Annotated in this window: 19 protein-coding genes; all 19 read right to left on the bottom strand. The window is 33.8% G+C overall.

All coding sequences use genetic code 11. The features are described 5' to 3' along the window. Positions 1-3: 3 nt before the first annotated feature. On the bottom strand, positions 4-954 hold the full coding sequence (locus M0D21_RS02675; protein ID WP_248326393.1) for an SDR family oxidoreductase: 951 nt from the start codon (positions 952-954) through the stop codon (positions 4-6). A 157-nt stretch (positions 955-1,111) separates the two neighbouring features. Beyond that, a complete protein-coding gene (locus M0D21_RS02670) occupies positions 1,112-2,854 on the bottom strand; it encodes a CocE/NonD family hydrolase (RefSeq protein ID WP_248326380.1) in 1,743 nt (580 codons plus the stop codon). Between the two features lie 282 nt (positions 2,855-3,136). Further along, positions 3,137-4,276: a DUF1624 domain-containing protein gene (locus tag M0D21_RS02665; protein ID WP_248326344.1), complete on the bottom strand. Its 1,140-nt coding sequence runs from the start codon at positions 4,274-4,276 to the stop codon at positions 3,137-3,139. Positions 4,277-4,593: 317 nt separating this feature from the next. Continuing rightward, a complete protein-coding gene (locus tag M0D21_RS02660; RefSeq protein WP_248326342.1) occupies positions 4,594-5,307 on the bottom strand; it encodes a hypothetical protein in 714 nt (237 codons plus the stop codon). Positions 5,308-5,643: 336 nt separating this feature from the next. After that, on the bottom strand, positions 5,644-8,838 hold the full coding sequence (locus M0D21_RS02655) for a VPS10 domain-containing protein (RefSeq protein ID WP_248326336.1): 3,195 nt from the start codon (positions 8,836-8,838) through the stop codon (positions 5,644-5,646). 178 nt (positions 8,839-9,016) lie between these two features. Further along, on the bottom strand, positions 9,017-9,502 hold the full coding sequence (locus M0D21_RS02650) for a hypothetical protein (RefSeq protein ID WP_248326326.1): 486 nt from the start codon (positions 9,500-9,502) through the stop codon (positions 9,017-9,019). Positions 9,503-9,587: 85 nt separating this feature from the next. Continuing rightward, the gene (locus M0D21_RS02645) at positions 9,588-10,679 is read right to left on the bottom strand and encodes an alpha/beta hydrolase family protein (RefSeq protein WP_248326324.1); all 1,092 of its coding nucleotides are present in this window, start codon (positions 10,677-10,679) and stop codon (positions 9,588-9,590) included. Between the two features lie 119 nt (positions 10,680-10,798). After that, positions 10,799-11,629: an alpha/beta fold hydrolase gene (locus M0D21_RS02640; RefSeq protein ID WP_248326314.1), complete on the bottom strand. Its 831-nt coding sequence runs from the start codon at positions 11,627-11,629 to the stop codon at positions 10,799-10,801. A 57-nt stretch (positions 11,630-11,686) separates the two neighbouring features. After that, complete coding sequence (locus tag M0D21_RS02635) at positions 11,687-11,908, bottom strand: phosphate ABC transporter substrate-binding protein (RefSeq protein WP_248326304.1); 222 nt, start codon at positions 11,906-11,908, stop codon at positions 11,687-11,689. Between the two features lie 78 nt (positions 11,909-11,986). After that, entirely contained in the window at positions 11,987-12,643 is a 657-nt protein-coding gene (locus M0D21_RS02630; protein ID WP_248326302.1) for a hypothetical protein, read from the bottom strand. Positions 12,644-12,756: 113 nt separating this feature from the next. Further along, positions 12,757-13,317 carry a YIP1 family protein gene (locus M0D21_RS02625; protein WP_248326294.1) on the bottom strand — a complete coding sequence of 187 codons (561 nt, stop codon included), beginning with the start codon at positions 13,315-13,317 and terminating at the stop codon, positions 12,757-12,759. Positions 13,318-13,472: 155 nt separating this feature from the next. Continuing rightward, positions 13,473-14,021, bottom strand: a complete 549-nt coding sequence (locus tag M0D21_RS02620; protein ID WP_248326287.1) for a hypothetical protein — start codon at positions 14,019-14,021, stop codon at positions 13,473-13,475. A gap of 131 nt (positions 14,022-14,152) precedes the next feature. Beyond that, on the bottom strand, positions 14,153-15,394 hold the full coding sequence (locus tag M0D21_RS02615) for a S41 family peptidase (RefSeq protein ID WP_248326286.1): 1,242 nt from the start codon (positions 15,392-15,394) through the stop codon (positions 14,153-14,155). A gap of 63 nt (positions 15,395-15,457) precedes the next feature. Continuing rightward, a complete protein-coding gene (locus M0D21_RS02610; protein WP_248326278.1) occupies positions 15,458-16,921 on the bottom strand; it encodes a protein adenylyltransferase SelO in 1,464 nt (487 codons plus the stop codon). 88 nt (positions 16,922-17,009) lie between these two features. Further along, positions 17,010-17,783: a hypothetical protein gene (locus M0D21_RS02605; protein ID WP_248326276.1), complete on the bottom strand. Its 774-nt coding sequence runs from the start codon at positions 17,781-17,783 to the stop codon at positions 17,010-17,012. Positions 17,784-17,835: 52 nt separating this feature from the next. Then, positions 17,836-18,387 (bottom strand): hypothetical protein, encoded by a 552-nt coding sequence (locus M0D21_RS02600; protein ID WP_248326274.1) that lies wholly within the window; start codon positions 18,385-18,387, stop codon positions 17,836-17,838. A 126-nt stretch (positions 18,388-18,513) separates the two neighbouring features. Further along, complete coding sequence (locus tag M0D21_RS02595) at positions 18,514-18,954, bottom strand: SRPBCC domain-containing protein (protein WP_248326272.1); 441 nt, start codon at positions 18,952-18,954, stop codon at positions 18,514-18,516. A 58-nt stretch (positions 18,955-19,012) separates the two neighbouring features. Then, positions 19,013-19,582, bottom strand: coding sequence for a Crp/Fnr family transcriptional regulator (locus tag M0D21_RS02590; protein WP_248326258.1), 570 nt, complete (start codon positions 19,580-19,582; stop codon positions 19,013-19,015). A 164-nt stretch (positions 19,583-19,746) separates the two neighbouring features. After that, positions 19,747-20,739 carry a bifunctional helix-turn-helix transcriptional regulator/GNAT family N-acetyltransferase gene (locus M0D21_RS02585; RefSeq protein WP_248326250.1) on the bottom strand — a complete coding sequence of 331 codons (993 nt, stop codon included), beginning with the start codon at positions 20,737-20,739 and terminating at the stop codon, positions 19,747-19,749. Positions 20,740-20,810 lie beyond the last annotated feature (71 nt).

Raw genomic sequence — 20,810 nt, 5'->3', positions numbered from 1 at the left:
AATTTAAATATTCCAGTTGAAATTAGTTTCCAATTCTGATATTGCCCATAATTTAGAAGCTACAACTTTATCTTTTGCGTGTGGCTCTAACTTGCATATTCCTACTGGGCCTGTCCAATAATTTCTTCCTGTTGGGCCATAAAACTCATTTTGATCCAGATTTGGTTCGGTTGCACACATTAATTCTGGATAAGAGCCTTTTTCTGCAGATTGTACCAAAGGAGATAGTTTCATAAGTTGCCAAATAAAACGGGTCATCAAACTACCACTGGTTTTAATCAATGACGTTCGGGAAGCGCCTGGGTGACAAGCATACACGTTTACATCGGTTTTACCGGCTTTTTTTAATCTATCTTGCAATTCATAGACACTCATGATCTGTGCTAATTTACTCTGACTATAGGCATTGTTACCAGTATAGTTTTTATCCCAGTTCATGTCATCAAACTTGATGGTTTTTATACCCATTTTATATCCTTCACTGCCTACAACCACGATTCGACCATTAGATTTTTCAATTAAAGGGTAGAGCAGCCCTTGTAGTAAAAAATGACCATAGTGATTAACACCAAGCTGACTTTCATGACCATCAACAGTAAGTTCTTGTTTGGGTACCTGTGCTATTGCAGCATTACATATGAGTGCATCGATATGGGTAACCTTAGCAAGTATCTCTTGAGCTGCCTTGCGTACAGAAGCTTGTTCAGCTAAGTCCATTCGAATGGATAATACTTTTATATGATTGCCTAGCTCTTTTTTTAAAGTCACAATGACTTTTTCAGTTTTTTTGCTGTTACGATTTAGCATGACCACTTTTGCTCCCTTAGATAGCAGTATTCGTGATGCTTCAAACCCCGTACCGCTTGTAGTACCTGTAATGAGGTAGGTTTTACCTTCTTGATTATCTATTCTATCAGGAGTCCATCCTTTTTTACCAAATTGAAGTGTTTTCATTTGCCTGTTTTTAGTTTAAAGTAATAAGGCAAAGGTAGGGGTGAGGTAGGCTCAACTTCTTATACAGATTTTCGAATCTTGTATACTTTTTGGTTTACTTACTTTCAAGTCTTTGAATGTCTTCCGTTTTAGTTTTCAATACTACATTGTATAATAACTAATTTTTAGAACTGAAAGGTATTTTTAGGTAACTAGGATTTTCTAAAGAATGATGAATCTTAATTTCGGCTTTTAGGGCATCTTTTTTTGTTTCTAGTGAAACGTTCTTCCCAGAATTATAGTTTTTTTGAACATAGTCCAGGTCTACAGCATTGATTTTTAATATGAATCTACTGTCTTTTTTCAATTCAAGTCCTGTAATAAAGGGGGTATCGAATTTGCAAAAGAAAATTTTACCCGGTTTTACCAATTTTGGTTTGTCTAATCCCTCTCGATATCGCAACCGTAGCATATCAGATCCTATATATTGGGTTTCACCAGCTGCATCTACCGCATATAACGATACTTCCATATCGGTATCGGGAACATTAAGAGTTAGGTATAAACCTACTTCAAATCTTCCAAAGACCGTGGTGTTATTATCCAACTTGTTAGATACATAAAGTACTCTTCCTTTTTCTTCGATGGGTATAGGTGCGGTATAGTAATTTGATCCAGAATAACTTTCGGTTTCTTCTACATCTAATGGATCATAAATAATAGTATCAGTTTCGGCATTAGAAGATTTTTGTGTTGAAAGATGGCCAGGATCGATTAATAGTTTGGCATCAGAATCTGTACTAGATAGGTAGTAGGTAAGGGTATCATTGGCTATCCTGTTCATTTCATTTGCATACATCCATTTGTTATCATTCATCATATAGTAGTTTACTTGATCCTTTAAAAAATCTGGCTTTTTACCGTTTTTAAGTGTCCAATTGAACCATTCTAAATGAAGTTGCATCATATCGAGTTTAGAATCACTTCCAAAGGTTAGTCCTCCTAATTCTGTAACAGGCTTACGGGTACCAGCATGAGACCAAGGCCCCATAATTAAATAGTGGTTAGCTTTCCCGCCGGGATTACCGTATTTCATATGATCTTCATAATAGGTCATTGCTCCCGGTTGATCGGCATCAAAGTATCCTGTAATTGTGAGAATTGGGATGTCAAAAGAAGCATAGTCTTCTAGAGTAGGATAGAAGTTTTGCCAATATTCATCAAAATCGGGATGAGAAATCCATGTTTGAAAAACAGGGTTACGTTTATTAAGTGCTAGGAGATCCCAGTCTTTGAAAGGAACAAACTCTTTATATTTCTTTTTGTCTTTATTATTCCAAAACGTTGTATCCCCAAACAAATTACTGTTTTGGCTATTACCTCCGGTAAGATTCAACCATCGTAAGGTGTAGTTCCCAAATATTCCACCAAATTTTGGAAAGTCGATACCAGGGCCAACAGAAGCGGTAGGAACAATAGTTTTAAGAGCTGTTGGTTTGTTCTTTAACGTCATCCATTGTACCATACCTCGATATGACCCCCCCATCATTCCAATATTACCATTACACCAATCTTGTTGGCTTATCCAGTTGATCGCATCATAACCATCGATACCATCTTTTTCGAATGGTCTGTATTCTCCTTCCGAATTTCCTCTTCCTCTTAAATCCAGAGTAACGAATACAAAACCATTTTTGGCAAAAAACATTCCTCGTTTAACGCCTTCATCATTTACATAAGGCGTATATACTAGTATTACAGGGTGTGATTTCTCTAAACTATCGGGGAAATATATGTTTGCCGATAGTTTTATACCATCTCTCATAGGAATATTTTCGTAGAGTTTTATATCAATGTCCTGCGCGTGAACCGATAAACAGTGAATACAAGCCAGAATAATGATGATAAGAGTTTTTTGCATTTTGTAGATGATTTTGTGTGTTAGATGATATTTAATATATGTGTGATGGCAGACTAAAATGTTACTATATTTTTGGTTTTATTTTTTGCTCTTAGCTCAATATTTATTGTTATGATGACATATAAGTGCTTAGAGAAGTAGGGCAGAAGGCTTAAGTAGTTGTTTAGTATTGGTTTTCTTAGTTAAAAGATTGAATTGTTTAAGACTTTAATTACGATTTTATATGATGCACATAAGAGTTACTATAATCTTTAGTAATGATAAAATAAATTGAATGATAACCTAAAAATATTTAATAAGCTTTGATGTACTTCGACGATTATAATTAGAGAATTTTTTTGTGGGGAAGTATAATACTATAGATAATACAATTGAAATTAACCAGAGTTGGTACACATGATTCATTTTCACAACCTCTCCATTATTTATAGTATAGATCAAAACACCGTGTACTATGAGTAGAACGTAAAGATGAACTATATAAAAAAACATAGGAGCAGAACCATATACTTTTAATATTTCGAAAAATTTGTTGTTGAACTTTTCAAAATAAGACAGTAATAACAGACCAATGCCTAGGGTAAATAATAAAAAATGTAAGGATGGAGGATATTTGGTATAATTAAGAAACGACATTATTGTTTTTATCGCGGAGTTATGCTCCTCCCAAGGCAGAGTTTCCCCATAAATATTCAAACCTCTTAACACTAAAAGTAAAATGAGCATAGAAACACCTAATAACATAAGTATTTTTTGCCTTCTTATAGGTTTTACATGATAATGATAAAGGGGACCAGAAAAATAGCCCAATAAAATTACACCAATCCAAGGCAATACAGGATAAGAAACTCTGGTATTGATAAAATTATCAATGGCTAAATAGCCTCTATCATGCAGTATGGTCCAAAAATTATAACCTAACTCAGTGTTATCAAATGTAATTGGAGTTAATAAATTGTGACCAAAAATAATTGCGAATCCTAGTATTCCAATCCAAATTCTTGGTATTTTACTAAAAAACGCCAAGCAAATCATACTTAGTCCAATCGCCCATATAACCTGTAAATAAAGTGTGTTGTAGGAGGCAGACCAAGAAAAATTGATTAGTGTTACTTCTAGTAGGATTAAGAACAATCCTCTTTTTAACAAAAAGGAAGTAGCCGATCTTGAAGGTTTACCTTGCGGATTTGAATATAACCATGCCGATAATCCAGTTAAAAAGACAAAAATAGGAGCACATAAGTGTGCTAGTAATCTGGTGAAAAATAAACTACTATCCGTTTGCTGAATGATCATAGGGTCTGATACTTGATGATGAGTAAAAAAATGTTCTCTAACATGATCTACCAGCATTATTAACATCACAAAACCCCTTAATATATCGATAGCAGCAATTCTAATTGCTTTTTTTTTGTTTTGCATTCTCTAATTTTTAGCCATAAGCATAAAGGGTATTTTTATACCCTTTATGCAGTTCTATAGCCGATTTTGTTTAAGCCATTTTGTGGATTCAGAAAATCACTACATTTTTTATCCAAAGAATACTAAGGCTTAGAATATATCTTAGTTGATTCTTGTATAGAGTCGATAAGCTAATTACTTATTTCTATTCGTAATTCTTGATTGTTTTAATCATGCGGTTGCACCACTAAGATTATTCATTTACCCTGGCGAAATTGAATCTATCATTTGATTGTTATTCTTTCGGGAAAGAGAAAAAATAGCTATGGTACTCAATATTATAGGCTTTTTAAATCTATAACTTCAAAATTTCTTGCATCAAAATAATCATCCAATCCATAGTCGGTATTTATAATTATACCTCCCAATAGGGTTACTTTATCAACATGAAATTCATTCTTGCACGTTTTTAAGTACTCGTGAACTTTTTTGTCTATTATTTTATAAGTTGCTTCTGTAATAGCTTTTGATTGATTCTCACTTGCAAGTATTTCTTCTTTGTAGGGCATTAAACTTTCTTCCAACTTCATTTGCTGATAATCATCATCGTTCATAACAGGCGCATAATTATCGTCTTGAAGACGGCTTAAAGCAAGCATCAAAGCACCGCATGAATTACCAGTTTCTTCCATTCTTGGTCGATACATTTTACCTAATTCTCCATCTAAAGTAATTCCGATATGAGGCCCATAAAAAATAAAGGCACTTCCTTCATCGGGAATGTGATGTGCAAATGCTGTCATACCGGTTTGACCAACAAAAGGAATACCACCAAGTCCTCCCATAACAAATGGTCCAAAGAGAACATTGAAAAAAGTAGTAGACGGTACATTAATGTCGTCAGAACAAACAGAAGTCGCCATGAGTACTTTTGAAATATCTAGTTTATGTTCAATTTGCATTTTACCTAAATAATGAATTGAAGTGTCTTTTGCGTCCAAGGCGTTGGGAAACTCTTTTTTTACTACTTCGTCAAATTTTCGTTGTAACATATTTACATTGTTTTTTAATGGATCTTAAATTATTTACTATGTAAATTTAAATTAATTTTTACAAAAGCAACATAGTTGCATTAGTTAAGAAGTAATAACCGATGTTATTTAACTGGAAATTATGTAATAACCAGTGTTTTTTTAATATTTGTCACGAACTTTTTGTTCATTATGCCTTGATTGAGTAAAAAATAAACCTATGTAGTTTTCATTATTCGTTTAATTTTGAGAATAAATTTATTGCCAAGAATGATGATCCTCTTGGAAATATTCGTAAATAGCTATTACAAATTAGGTATGGTACCTATTTGCCGGTTAATACTCCTTACTAATTGACTACTTCTTTTCAATTATAAGAGCCGGAATATTTAATGATTTGTAAAGATCGTTATAGGCTTTCATCTCGGTATTGATAATCGCATCTCTTTCATTCTTATACACTTGCCAATCTTTCATAAGATCATCAAAACGTTCTTTGGCGCCTTGAGTCACTTTTGGATCGGCTTGATCGATGTAATTTAATAGTTGTATCAATTGTGCATTGAGTTTGTTATTAAAATTGATGACATCCTGAAATGTTTTCTGTTTCTCTTGTACCAAATTCTCTTCCCAATTATTGATGCGTTTCTCCAAATCTTCACCTTTTTCAAGTAATGTCTTTGCATCGTCATTTTCTTTTAAAAGTTTGGCATAATGGGTTAATTGTGCCTTTGCTGAACGCATTTGAATAACCGATTCGTGCATATCTTTTAAAGTATTTTCTATGTTCACAAGGATATTCTGTTGAACTGCAAAATCTTCGGGAGTAGATTGAATTGCAGGATTAGGACGAATAACGGCTTCGGTTTCTACCGTTTGGTCTTCTAGTGATAACCTTAAGGTGTATTTTCCAGGAGGAACACTAGATCCAGAAAGTCCACCAAATACGAATACCTTTTTAATAGCAGGGATAGCTTCTCGATTAAAATCCCAAGTAAATCTATTGTATCCTTTTTTTGAAGGTAAGATTTTAGGTTTAGCTGGTCCACCCGGCCAAGATTTAAAGTCTTTAGGTTTTTTATTGGTATAAGTTCTGATTACTTCTGCTCCTTGTAGTATCTCCAACTTTAAATCTAAAGTGTCTGCGTCTTTGTTCAAGTAGTAATCAAAGGTCACTCCACTTTTGGGATTGGCACCTTGTCCGACTGCTTTAGAGGTTCCACCAAAAATGCGATAACTGTCTTTTGGTTTAAATAATTGAACAGCCTGTTTTTCTGTGGTCATATTTTGAAGAACACCTAAATCATCTAAGATCCAAAATCCACGTCCTGAGGTTGCAGCGACCAAATCATTGTCTTGAATAGTTAGGTCATTAATAGCTACAACCGGCAAGTTTAAAGTAAGACGCTGCCAATAGGCACCATCATCATTAGATACATATAATCCTGTCTCGGTGCCAGCATATAGCAACCCTTTTCTTTTTTTATCTGCTCTGACTACTCTGGTAAATCCATTAGGGTCGTCCAATCCATTAACGATTTTTACCCACGTTTTACCATAATCACTTGTTTTAAAAATGTATGATTTTAGATCCAATGATTTGTATCGCATAATCACAACATAGGCAACAGCAGGATCATGTTGAGAGATATCTATGCTATTTATAATACCATCAGTAATACCTGGTGGAGTAACATTCTCCCAATTGGTACCGTCATTTTTAGTAATGTGTAATAAACCATCATCTGTCCCGGCATAAAGGAGGCCTTCTTGATGCTGTGATTCTACCAAAGCTGTGATGGTATTATAGTTTTCTCCTCCTGCGGCTTCGTTGGTATAGGGTCCTCCACCCGGGCCATGCTTGTCTTTTTCATTTTTTGTTAAGTCAGGGCTAATTGTAGTCCAGGTAATACCACCATCGGTTGTTTTAAACACGACATTTCCTGCATGGTAAATAGTGTTTCTGTTATGAGGAGATGAAATAATAGGAGCATTCCAGTTGTAACGATATTTAGAATCTTTTGGGGCTATACTCAATCCTAATTCAGGATATTCTTTAATTGCCTTTTGCTCTCTAGAGGATTTTGTCCACTTGCTAATATTACCCTGGTAGGTTCCACCATAAACGGTTTCAGGGTTATTTGGGTCAAATGCGATAAATGCACTTTCTCCTCCGGCTACAGAATACCAATCTTTCCAATCAATTCCCTGATCATTGGTACGACTAGCAATAGCAATTGCAGAGTTATCTTGTTGACCTCCATATACATTGTAAGGAACCAGGTTATCAGTAATCACACGATAAAACTGAGCTGTAGCTTGATTTTGTTGTGTGCTCCAACTTTTTCCACCATTGAAAGAAATATTAGCACCGCCATCATTAGAATTAATAAGATTATTGTTGTCATATGGATTAATCCAAAGATGGTGATTATCTCCATGGGGTACAGGGATGTTAGAAAAGCTTTTACCTCCGTCGATAGATTTCATCACCGGTGCATTTAGGACATAAACTACATTTTCATTCTGCGGATCGGCAAAAATCTCCATATAATACCATGAACGAGCTACATTTACACGGTTGCTATTTACTTGTTTCCATTTTTTTCCTGCATCATCAGAACGATATACACCTCCTTTTTTACCTTCAGCTTCAATTACTGAAAAGACCCGGTTTGGATTTGCTCTGGAAACCGATATTCCAGATTTTCCGAATTCTTCTGGCAGGCCTTCTTTTAACTTGGTCCAAGTATCTCCTCCATCTGTAGATTTATATAATCCAGAATACTCTCCTCCAGATTCCATAATCCAGGGATAGCGACGATGCTGCCACATAGAAGCATACAAGATTCGAGGATTAGTCATATCCATAGACAAGGAAGAAGCTCCAGTAGTAGTATTAACATATAATACCTGTTCCCAGGTGTTACCTCCATCGGTACTTCTGTAAATTCCTCGTTCTTTGGTTGGAGCATATTGCGCACCTTGCGCGGCTACATACATGATGTTCGGATTTGTAGGGTGAATAATTACATCAGAAATATGACGAGTGTTCTCCAGTCCCAGATGAGTCCATGTTTTTCCTGCATCCATAGATTTGTATATACCATCTCCCATCGAAGTCATAACGCCACGGGCAGGATGCTCTCCCATACCAACCACTACAATGTTAGTATCACTTTCGGAGACTGTAATGGCACCCACAGAACCTGTTTTAAAGAACTTATCTGAAATGTTTTTCCAGGTTATACCATCATCAGTAGTTTTGTATACGCCTCCACCTGTAGAGCCCATATAATACGTATGCGGTTGACCTATAACTCCCGTAGACGCAACACTTCTACCTCCTCTAAATGGTCCAATATTCCTCCATTGTAAACCATGAAATAAAGAGTCTGTAATTTTTAAGATAGGTTCCTGAACTTTCTTTTTTCTTTTTTGTGCATGATTGGTTATGGGCAATAGGAAAGCACAAATAAGAAGAAGTTTTAGGGTTTTGACGAAATGCTTGTTAATTGTTGAGTTAGATGAAAGTGAAAAAAAAATAGTCATTGTTTTTTTGGTTCATTATTATGAAATAGAACATTTTGCATAATAAGGGTAGGGCAGGTGATCAGCAAAACGTCATAATTTGGTACTAAGCCAAATATAGATATTTTGCTGCTACCATTTTTTTTCAAATTCTAAATTTCACAATTATTAACATTCTAAGGACGCTAAAACAAATTGGTTAGTAATTTTTTACTTTTTCAGTGTAGTACTGGTTTGATTCGAGTCCGAATAGTTCTGTGCTTTTAAGATCAGGATATTTTTCTATTTGTTGTATGAGTTCTTCAAACATTACTTCACCTAATTTTATATCATCCAAAGAGAAAAACCATTCAGAGAAGTAGAGCAATTCATCAATACTACATTTTGCAGAAACTTGTTTTAAAACGTTTCTTATCTCATTGGTTAATTCTTTATTTTTTTGATCTGCAAACTCAAACCACTTTGCAAAGAGTCTAGATGTTCCCGAAAACTGTATAAAATTAGGATGATCAAAGTATACTTTTATCTTTTCATGTTGAAAGATGAATTCAAAATATTCAATACTACTTTCCTTTTTTAATTTCCAATCCAGATTTTCAGAACTCAGTATTATAGCAATACGTTCTTTTTCTTTTTCAAATGAGTTCATCTTACGAATCCCTATGATTTGCATCCAAACTGCCATTTAGGTTAGGTTTTTATTATGATAGACGATACATCGGTTTTGTGCAAGATATGGGGATTATCATATAATACAACTATATTCAAATTTACTCCACAATTTTTTGTCTTTTCAACCACTCTTCCATAGTTTCATAATAGTTATCACAGGTTTGCCATTGTAAGGCCGATAAATCTTCTCGCCATCCACAAGTGATACACTTTTGTATGGTGTGATTACAGTTTTCAAATATCTTTACTGTTAAATTTGAGTTTGGATTTGTCCCTATGGTTTCTTCGTATAACTTTTTGGTTTTACGCCAATCAATCTGTGAATCATTGGCTCCAAATAAGGCTAAGACAGGGCAGTTTAATTTGAGCAATGTTTTGTCAAAATTATCAATATAGGACCACAGTCCAGTTTCTTGATCAAAGTGTCCTTTGTTTGTATATTGTAGCTGTTCTCGTATGTAATCTTTTTTCTCCTTTTCTTCATTTTCTTTGGGTTTAAGACTGTAGCCAAAAAGTTTTTGACACATAGGATCCTGTCGTAGCGGTAGCATTGCCTTTTCATACTCTTCATAGGTACCACCAGTACTAAAAATTTTATGACCCAACATCCATGATGTATACAATCTATCAGCTTCTTGCTTTTCTTTTCCTTCGATGATGAGGTTTGATTTAAGTAAATAACCAAAGTTTTCTTTGTCATTTGTACCGCTTACTGAAATCCAAAAGTCGATAGGGTACTGTTCATTGATTAATGGTACGATCCAACCTGCTCGACTTATTCCCCAAAGCCCTATCTTTTCAGACCCAGGAGTTTTTAATTTTTTAAGCTTCTGAATTGCAGCAATAGCCTCTTTGGCAGAGTTTTCAACTGGTTGCTGTGCATCGAATTCACCTTCACTTTTTCCACATCCCATTTTATCCCAAAAACATACGGTTAATCCGGATTGCGCCAGTTTTTTTCTTGTGTTAGAGTACCATCCTCCTTCAACAAAATTGGTCTTACCATATCCCGGAATAATAATAACCATAGCTTTGGGTGTTTGGTTATTTGGTTGTTCAATCAACCCTTTTAAGGTTTTGTTTTCAAACTGAAATTCAAAAGGTTTAGACGATATTTGGCTAGATGCCTTTTGAAATGGTAAGAGTAAGGTGATGGTTAGCATGGTGGCAAAAACTATTGTTTTTCTCATATGTTCTCTTATTAACGGACTATACAATTGGGTTACTTTGTAGTACAGATTATAAGAATTTCGAAATGTTACAGTTTTTGGTGAGTTTATAACAGATTTACTCTAAAATATCTACTTAATTAGTTATTAGTGATCAATGTTTTTTTGTAAAGTTCAATAATTTCCTTTGTTACAATTTTAGGATCTTTTTTCCAGACTTTATGCTCTGTATTTGTCGCCAAGACATATTTGTGATTTGTGAGGCTACCTAATTCTTTTAAACAATTGGTCATATGTATCATATCTTGTTCGGTTTCTCCAATTTCTTTTGTAGGTGTGCGAATATCAGCAGCAATTACTGTTAATGGAATAGAATGCGAAAGGAATCTTTTAGACATATATTCGGCTATCTGTGGAAACTTCTTTAAAACATAATATAATCCGGTTTTGTGTTGCTGTATTAATGCCCAGTTTTTTTCTGAAATAGACTGTTTAACCTTGGTAGCATATTCAACGGATAGGGCACAAGGTGTGGCTACATCGATGAAAACAGCTCCGGTTATTTTACCTTTATTTCGTTGGCTGAATTCTGAGGCGTAAAAGCTTCCGAATGAATGTGCTACCAGGAAATAGTTATTGGTGTAACCAAGTTTTTGTAGAGCTTTTTTTAAATTCTTGACTTCTTGTTTGAAGGAAACTTTGGTAGTATCGATACCACTCTTTCCCAAACCTGCTCGATCATAAGTTATTAAAGTTGCTCCTGTCTCTTTATGAATATCTTGCAAAAGAGGCTTCCAAACGGCACTATCATCACCGTTTCCCGATTCAAAGAGAATAGGAAAGCCGTTCCCTTGTAGTATTTTGAAATGTAGCTGATGACTACCAACATTTACAAGGGAATCTACAGTTTGTGATCGTGCATGAGAAAAATTCAGTATTAAAATAAATAGAAATAGAGGAAGTGTTTTCATGGTGTTTACATCTTTCTAGGAAGACGATTCAACCGGTATTTGGTTACACAAGCATTCTTATTTCCACTGTTTTTTGCGGTTCTTTTTCCAAGATCTGGTGTTCTTATAGATTGTAGCATTACTAGTTTCATAGCCATGAGGAAAGCAATAAGAACAACCTCCCATTTTCTTATAGTTGATAATTCTTGAGATTTTGATGTTAGATACTTTTTCTGGAAAGTCAATAAAACCGTATTGATTTGCACCAAAAGCTTTTTGTAACCTTTTATAGTTTTTCAATTTTCAATGTTTTAAGTTTTTAACTCAAAACACAGATCCCTTTAAAATTAAAATCAAATTATTCATTTTAAATTATTATTACAGTAAGTACAAAAACCTTATCAAAAAAAAGATAGGGAAAAATATAATTCCGATATAAAATAGATATTTACCATGTTTTCTATCTTTTTCTGAATATGAATACACTTTTTGTCCGTTGGGTAAGGTTTTTTTAGATGTCCATAAAAAGTATCCTATGATTAGCCCTAAAAAACCACCCATTATTGCAAATATATAGCCTACAACAATCCAGGGTTTTTGGTTTCCTTCTGGTTTAGCTAGTTGTTTTAACCTTTCGGTTTTTAAAGAATTTAATAATTCTTCATCAATAGATTTCCCTCGATCTTCTAATATTTTTTGAGCAAGCTTATAATCAAATTCATTCCATTCGTCTGCCTTTAACAGTATCTCATAAAGTTCTTCATTGGTAAATTCGAAGAGGTAATAATCTTTATCGATATCGTTTAATAAGTTTTCCGCTTGTTGCTCTAAAATTTCTTCTGCTTTTTTAAAATCACTTTGTTTAATACGAATTTCAATTTTATTATTTAAAGAGCTTGCGCCAAACATAGCATCTACGGATGGTACATTGTCAGCGATTATTGAATCTATTCCTTCTTTCGACAAAAGAGCTTCAACTTCTTTTACCTGTTCTAGGGTGCTGAATTTTCGAAAAATTGAGTATTCTTTGTCCATTACCTGTTAATTATTTCATTCTGTTGGTGTAACATTTTATCTAAGCTATCATAACAAATCTATTTACTGCTTAATAGCTTACGATGTATATTGTATTTAATGTTATTTTCTTTTTAGTTTAATAATGCTATTCCCCAAATCAAAACCCCAATTTTAAATAGAAGAATGGGGGATATATTTAATATAGCTTTTTTAATACTGTATTGATTAAACTTTATCATACCTTGTATTAGTATTTTTAATGAAAGAAGCCAGCTTATATAAAGAATAAAGTTTCTTAGATATGGAGTATTGTAGTCATGAACAAAAAAGATATTCTTTTTTAATACACCAACCATAATAAGTCCAATAATTATTGGGAGAAAAGTATATGCCCATAGAGAAAAAATTTCTACATAATTGGCTTTTCCGTCTAGCCATTGTCCTATTTTGAATAAAATATAGGATGACAACATTCCTACTCCTATGGATAGAAATATGGTTAGAACTAATTCGAAAAAATTAAAAATAAATCCGTTTACTTCTTTCTCTTGATCAAAATCGAACAAAAATTGAACAATTGCGTAAATCCCAAAAATTACTGCACTTTTTCGCCTTAAGTCATCCTCAAATTCATTGTCTAGAAGTTCGAGACCTCGTTTAGTGTTGAATAAAGTGAGAACTATAGATTTCATTTCTTGTACTTGGTGTTCATATAAGGGTTTATTATAAGTGTTTGAGTGAGTGGAAATGTTACCTTGATGTTTATTCTTGATGCAAATATTAAACAATGTAAAAACAGTCTAGTAATTTAATTTGTATTTCTTTTGTATCAATAGCGTTTACGTTATTATAAATATGTCTTTTCCTTTTTCAACTTCCCATCTGCAGTATAAAATTTCCAAATACCAGATTTTACACCATTAACCAAATCTCCTTCTTTTTTTAAATACCATTTGTTCATTTTAAATGAATAATCGTAGTATTTATACCGTTTTCTAACCATTAAGTGTTTCTCATGATCCAAAAACTCCTTAGGAGATTTTGCTTTGGTGTCAATTTTAATCACTTCGGTTTCAGATAAGAGAACTCCTTTTCTGTTGTATTGCTTTGCGGTTAATGTGGTCCCATATGAATCTAACACTCTTTTCACTTGTATCTCACCGTTATTGTGATAATATGTGAGTTCTCCAGCATATAATTCTAGCGATCTTGTTCCATATGCATAGTTAATTATGGTTCCTTTCTCTTTTAAGGTTCCATTTTTAAATTTCTTTTCTACATGTATGGTGTCTACAACAATAAGTTGGTTTGTGATTTCTTTATACGCTGATGTTTGTTGGCCAAATGTAATTCTGGTAATGCAAAATAGTATGGCCAGGGTTATTTTTATTTTCATTCTGAATGCGTAAAGCTTTTTTTATAAGGAGTTGGGGCGGGGTAGAGGTAAGTCTCTTTTTTGCGAACTCCTAACATTACTTTTATTTCATTAAATCTTTTTAATCAATATTATATGTGGATTTAAAACGACTATTTTTTCTTTATATCGTCAATTACCCATTTCATCATATTGTCTATCCCTTTAATGTAACTTTTCCAGTCGTATGCTATTGGTACATCGGGTTGTACTCCTTGGGTGACTTGTTCTTGAAATCTAAATAGTCTTTTTGAGTAGGTAACTGTTCTTCCAGAGTTTGGAAGCGTAAATTGCCCCATGTCTTGATAACCGGTGGGATTAGAACCAGTGGGTTCTCCAACAATTTTTGCATTTAGCATTTGTCTAAATTGGGAAGCATTACTTGTTCCCGCAGAAAAAGTTACTTTATCGGTCAACACATATACTCCAGATTTCCAATCGATGCTATTTGCCAGATTTAAATAGTAGGCCAAAAAAGTACCTATAAAAAAATCTCCTCCACCATTATTCCTAAGATCGATGACCACTTGTTTAACGTTATTCTCATTAATGAAATTCAAAACGGAACCTCCAAAGGTTTCCATTTCTTCAAAAGAAGGATAACTCTCAAATTTGATATAAACTCCCGAAGTGTTTTTAATGGGGCTAAACCAAAGGAAGTCATGCTTTAAATCTTTGGGTTTTTGTATTTCTGGAATGCTTATATCGAAGGCTTCAAACTCAGTTTTTGAATGGTAATCTTCATTAGCGATAGCTGTTAATGACTCTTTGATCCTTTTTCCTGAATCGTCTACAAAAGTAAAGTTAGCTTTAAGTTTATTCTTGGTGAGCTTAAGACCAAATAGTAGTTCAGATCTTATGAGATATTGTGACGTTCGAATGCTTTCTGACTGTTTGTTTTCGACATATTGTGCTACTTTGCTAACCTCGTTCACTACTTCTTCAATAGAGGTATCATCAATTTTTACTAAAGTCTTGCCCAGAAGACTTTTGTATTCTTTGGAGGTTTTAATCACTCTCCACTGATTATCGATAATATAAATTTCAATAGGATATACATGCATTTCTAATCCTCGTATTGAAAATGCGGTGTGTCCATCCCCAATTTTCCGAGTTAATCGCATAAGATCAATAACAACATCCAAATCCGTTTTGTTTTCAAGATTTGATTTTATGTCTTGTACTTCTTTTTCAAAGGCTGTTTTGTCGATGTTATGATAAAGATCGATATGATATTTCTCTAAATTGGTTTTGTAAGACTCAATATCTTCTTTCCAACTGGCAATATCTATAGATTGTGAATAGACATTGGAGGTCATTAAAAATGTAAGTGTAGCAATTAAAAATTTGATCATGGATTGTTTTTTGATTGTTTTTGAATGAATGATGAGATTTGAATGTTATTGTATGAAGATTCTTTAGGTTCCACAAAAGGTTTGATAACTTGTGTCAAAATCTTCAGGTACCTGCTGAAATTGCAGTTCGTCAGGATGATCGTGATACGGTTTCGAGAGTATACCAAGTAATTCATTAAAAGATTCCATATCTCCTTGTGCTGCTGTTTCAAGAGCATTTTCTACCCAATGGTTACGCGGAATAACTTTGGGGTTAGATGTATTCATAAGTGCTAAAATGAGTGTTTGGTTCTCATTTCTTGATTGTGCATTTTTCCAATGTTGTTTCCATTCTTTAAACGCTTCGGATCTAAAAAGAGAATTATCAAGCTCTTTATCTTGTTGCAATGCCAAAAACAGTTGTGTATAATCCATTTTATGACTCTCCATTGACTCAAGAAGCGTATTGATTAGTTCTTTATCATTTTCTTCTGGATGCAAAATACCAAGCTTGGCAAACATCATACGGTTCCATTTTTTAGTAAATGTATATTGAAACCCTTCTATGACCTGTTGCGCAAGATCTATCGCTTTTTTCTGATTTTCTGAAATAAGAGGTAATAATGCATTGGCAAAAGCTGTTAAGTTCCATTGCGCAATAAAAGGTTGATTACCGAAGGCATATCGGCCTCGAGTATCAATTGAACTAAAAACCGTATTTGGGCTGTAGGCATTCATAAAGGCGCAAGGGCCATAATCAATCGTTTCTCCTGCAATGCTCATGTTATCTGTATTCATCACCCCGTGAATAAAACCTACACGCATCCAATGTACAATCAGATCTATCTGTTTATGGATAACCTCTTTTAATAGTTCAAGGGCGGGATTATCTGCATCTTTTTTATCAGGATAATGTCTTTCTAAAGTATACAAGGTAAGGGCTTTTAAATCTTCAACCGAGCAAAAGTTACGGGCGTATTCAAAAGTACCTACACGAATGTGACTATCTGCAATACGCGTTAGTACGGAACCGTTGTGCATTTCTCCACGAAAAACCTTTTCTCCAGTAGATATTACAGATAAGCTTCTGGTAGTAGGTATACCCAAATGATGCATAGCTTCACTAATGATATATTCGCGTAGCATAGAATATAAGGTTGCCCTACCATCTCCACGTCTCGAATAAGGGGTTTGACCAGAACCTTTTAATTGAATATCGAATTTTTTACCAGTTGGGTCAATTTGTTCACCTAATAAAATCGCTCTGCCGTCTCCTAACATCGTAAAGTGTCCAAATTGATGTCCCGCATAAGCTTGTGCCAGAGGAGTAGCTCCACTAGGAATTACGTTTCCAGAGAAATAATCGACAATACGTTGTTTATCTTCATTTAAAAAACCGATTCCTAACTCATTAGCCAGTATCTGATTAAAACATACAATTTCAGGCTTTGCTACCGGTACAGGTTTATGCAGACTAAAAAAAACTTCTGGAAGCTTAGTATATGTATTTTCTAACAGCCAATTGTGTTTACTATCATTTGTGAGCATAGTTGTCGGTTGTATTATCGTTATTCAATTTGTCCTTGGTGTTATAACGTAAAAATAAGGTTTAATATAGAGTTATACTGTGTTATGCTTAGTTTTTATATCCGGTAGTAAATAGGTTTCTAGCACCCTTTATTCCGCATTTTTGATATTTATTATAGGCTTGAGCCGCTCTTTCATCGATTTGGGTACCATTTTCGTTGTTTATCCATCCATCAATTGCTGCTTTTAGGGTATATGCTTCGGGAGCCATTAGGTGCGTGGTCCATAAAATCGGATTGGCATTTGCTTTTCGTATTTCGGGAGAAAAATAACTTCGGCTAAAACAAGCTAATATAATCACATCTCTTTGTTTTTTATTTGTTTCTTTATAGGCAACGTTTACCTCAAAATCCATCAATCCATCATGACCAACATAAGCAATTAAATCAGCATTTCCCCCAAACTTGAGTGTTGTTTGATCTTCTTTTATGGTCAATGGGTTTTGCGAATTTGAAGCTTTTAAGAAATCTTCAGTACAAGCTTTTATTTTCTCTCCATCATAGGCATCAGCTAATAAATAAACATCTTGAGTTGCATGTTTAAATAGTACCCTATCTAAAATTATTGGGTTTTCAGATTTCAACTGTTTTACCAATTTCCAATCATTAGTTTTTAGTTTGAAGAAAGATTTAACTCCATATCCTGCTCCCCAATATAGATTAAGCCTTGGGTCTTTGCCGTTGCCAATTTGTTTGGGCACTGGTACGATACCCTGAAATTCATTGTCACATAATGCTACAAAAACATGAATAGTTTTGGTTTGAGCATAAGGTTTACTGTGTAAAGTAGTTAGTAATAAGAGTATAATTAAATTTCTTATCATACGATTATGGTATGTGGTTATAATTGATAAGGCAAAATGTTACTGTTTCTATTTATTGAGTTTTATAGTCATTATAAAGTTTTAGCAATTCCTGTTCAGAGTTAATAACATTGGCTAAGTGATAGATAAATTTCTCTTTTATTACAGCATCTTTTTTCTCAATGTTTTCATATAAAAAATCTAACATTCTGTTCATTTTAGTGTGCAGTGAATTCGTGTAATTCTCAATATCATTTAATCGTGATATTATGTCATATTCAACTAATTCGGCTTTGTTAGATATGAAGAATCGTAATCCAATATTTTTTACATCGGGTGATTGTATTCCTCCTATTCGGTTCATTAACTGCCCAAGTGATTCGTTATCGTTATGTATGGCAGCATGTATTGAATCAACAATCTGGAGGTGCTTTTTTGAGGTCTTTTCAACTTCAAGTTCACTCTGTTCAATTTCATTTTCAATGGCTGATAGGGTTTTGCTTACAAACTTCTCTTCTTCGTAGTTTTCCTTATAATTGTTTATTCCTACAGCGATTAATACACCAAGTACTACAATAATGATTTCTTTAAAAAAAGCTATAAATGACTTAATATTCAATTTCATTTAAGTATCAATTTTGTTTTATTATTATTAATCGATGCCAACATTTCTTCTATAATTTTACAAGTTGTATGAAGGTTTACCCAATAAAAAACTGATTACTGACTAAGGTAATGAATCTGCAATAATTTATACAATTTGTTCTGGTTCATATTGTTCTGCATATGATTTCAATTCTTGGTTCATTCTTTCAAAACCAGCTTTGGTATTCTTATCTAAACTCTTTGAGAATATACCCACTAAAATTCCTTTGAAATTCTCACTTTGCTCAAAATTCGTCGTTCCATCGCCATTATCGGTTAGTTTGAATATGTGTTCTCCATCAAAAATTCCACGAAACCAAAGATGTCCAAGCCATGTAAATTCAGAATTTTCTTGAAGAGTTAAAACAGTGGGTTTAAAAGTCATTCCTTGTAGTTTTACTCGAATTTGATAACCTACTTTTACAGTTCCAGATATAGATTCGATAAAGGAGTTCCACTTGTGGTAATTTTCAAAATCCATAAGAATTTGCCAAATGTGCTCCTTACTTGCTTGAATTGTAATTGATGTTTTAATTTGCTTTGTCATATACTTTTATTTATTTGACAAAGTTCTACTGAAATGACCTCCTTGCTCTTGACAAAAATCAAGAAATCTTCTTTTTTCGTATTCGGCTAAATGTTTCTGGAGACATTCCTAGCATTGAGGCAATGTACTGCAAGGGAACTTGATTAAAAAGTTCAGGAGTACTCTTAAAAAGTTGATCATAACGTTCTTGGGCAGTGAGAGATAAATGGCCAAAGACCCTATCTTCTAATTGAACAAAACAACTCGCAATAAATTGTTTTTCCATTGCCGTCCAATTTGGGACCAAATTTTTCAATAGAGAGTAGTTCTCCTTATCAATGGTATAAAGTTCGCAATTTGTTAAGGCTTGTATATTCCACCTTGCTCTTTGTTTGAAATTAAAGCTATACAGGTCGGTGATGAAATATCCTTTGGTAGCAATCCACTGTGTAACCTCTTTATCATTAAAGTTTGCAAAAACTCTGATGTATCCACTTTTTATAAAACTCAGTTTTTCACAATACTGACCAGATTTGGTAAAATATGCTCCCTTTTGAAGTTCAGATTCATTAAACAGGGACGTTATTTTGTCCATATTCTGATTGGTTATTCCGAAATAGGAAGTAATATAATTTTGTAGCTCTGTCAATTTTTTTGTTTTTAGAGGTTCTCTGGATCGATTATAAGAACATAGTTGTTAGTAGTTGAACTTTTTTGTTCTTACCCTTTGTAAATATACATCAAACTAATGGTCTATGTAGAATTTAAGGAGTAGAGGAGAGCTATAGTTTATTAATATACCCCGCGTAAACATTATGATTTCAATTTCAATCTAAATCCAAAGACAGGCAAATTTCCTTGCATAAAATCTAGATCATTGGCTCTTTTAAATCCTAATCGTTCATACATCTTCCAAGCTAATTTCATAGAGTTTGTAGTATGAATTACCATAGTTTCAGCATCACTTTTTTTTCCTTTGTCGATACAAAATTCTGTCAATTTTTTCCCTAGCCCAAATCCTCTTACTTTATTAGAAACACCTAGTAATCTAAAACCACAAGCGTTTTGTTCTTTTGTAGCAGTGCCACCGGATCCGTAGTCTTTCATATCATGAAAGTATACAACAGCACCACCAATTTTGTTTTGTTCTGAAACTGCAACAAATAACTCAATGCTCGGTTTTTCGGTTAAGCGCCCAACATTTTTGAGCATATCATAATATTCAGGTGATTCTTCGATACTTGGGAAACCGTGTAATGCAGAGTACACTTCAACCAGAAGCATGCCTATTTCCTCAAACTCTTCTTCTTTCGCATTTCGTATGGTATAGTTGTAATATTTTTTGAGCACTTCTTTTCCCATAGAATGGGTGTTTAGAGTACGATTAATTGTTTTCAATTGAGTTAAAAAGAGATCGTTTTCTTTTCCAAATATTGATTCTAAGTTGTCTTGAATGATAGTCCAAACGTGTTGAAGCTCCCTTGCAATACTTCTTCCTTTTTCTGTGAGCTGAATTAATTTCGATCGGCTATCTGTAGGATTGGGGATGATACGAACATATCCTATTTGCTCTAACTCCCGGACCACATTTTTTACAGTAATTCTACTGTAAGAAATATTTTCTGTTATTTCTGATACAGTTAATGCTCTATGAGTATGAAGGAGTAGGTAATATATGGGAAACCAACTTGATTTAAATGTAATGTTGATTCCTTTATATATGTTATCTCCCTCGAGCTGAAGCTTTTCGTAAATTCTTCTCATTTGAGATCCTACAGACAAGTACCCTAATTCTTCTAACTTCATAGTTAAATTTATATTTCACAAATATAAGAAAGTACTTTCTTATATTGTGTGTCGACTTTTGTTTTGAATTG

It is taken from the genome of Aquimarina acroporae (assembly GCF_023195925.1).
Lineage (GTDB): Bacteria > Bacteroidota > Bacteroidia > Flavobacteriales > Flavobacteriaceae > Aquimarina > Aquimarina acroporae.
This window is presented reverse-complemented; position numbering and strand designations above follow the sequence as displayed.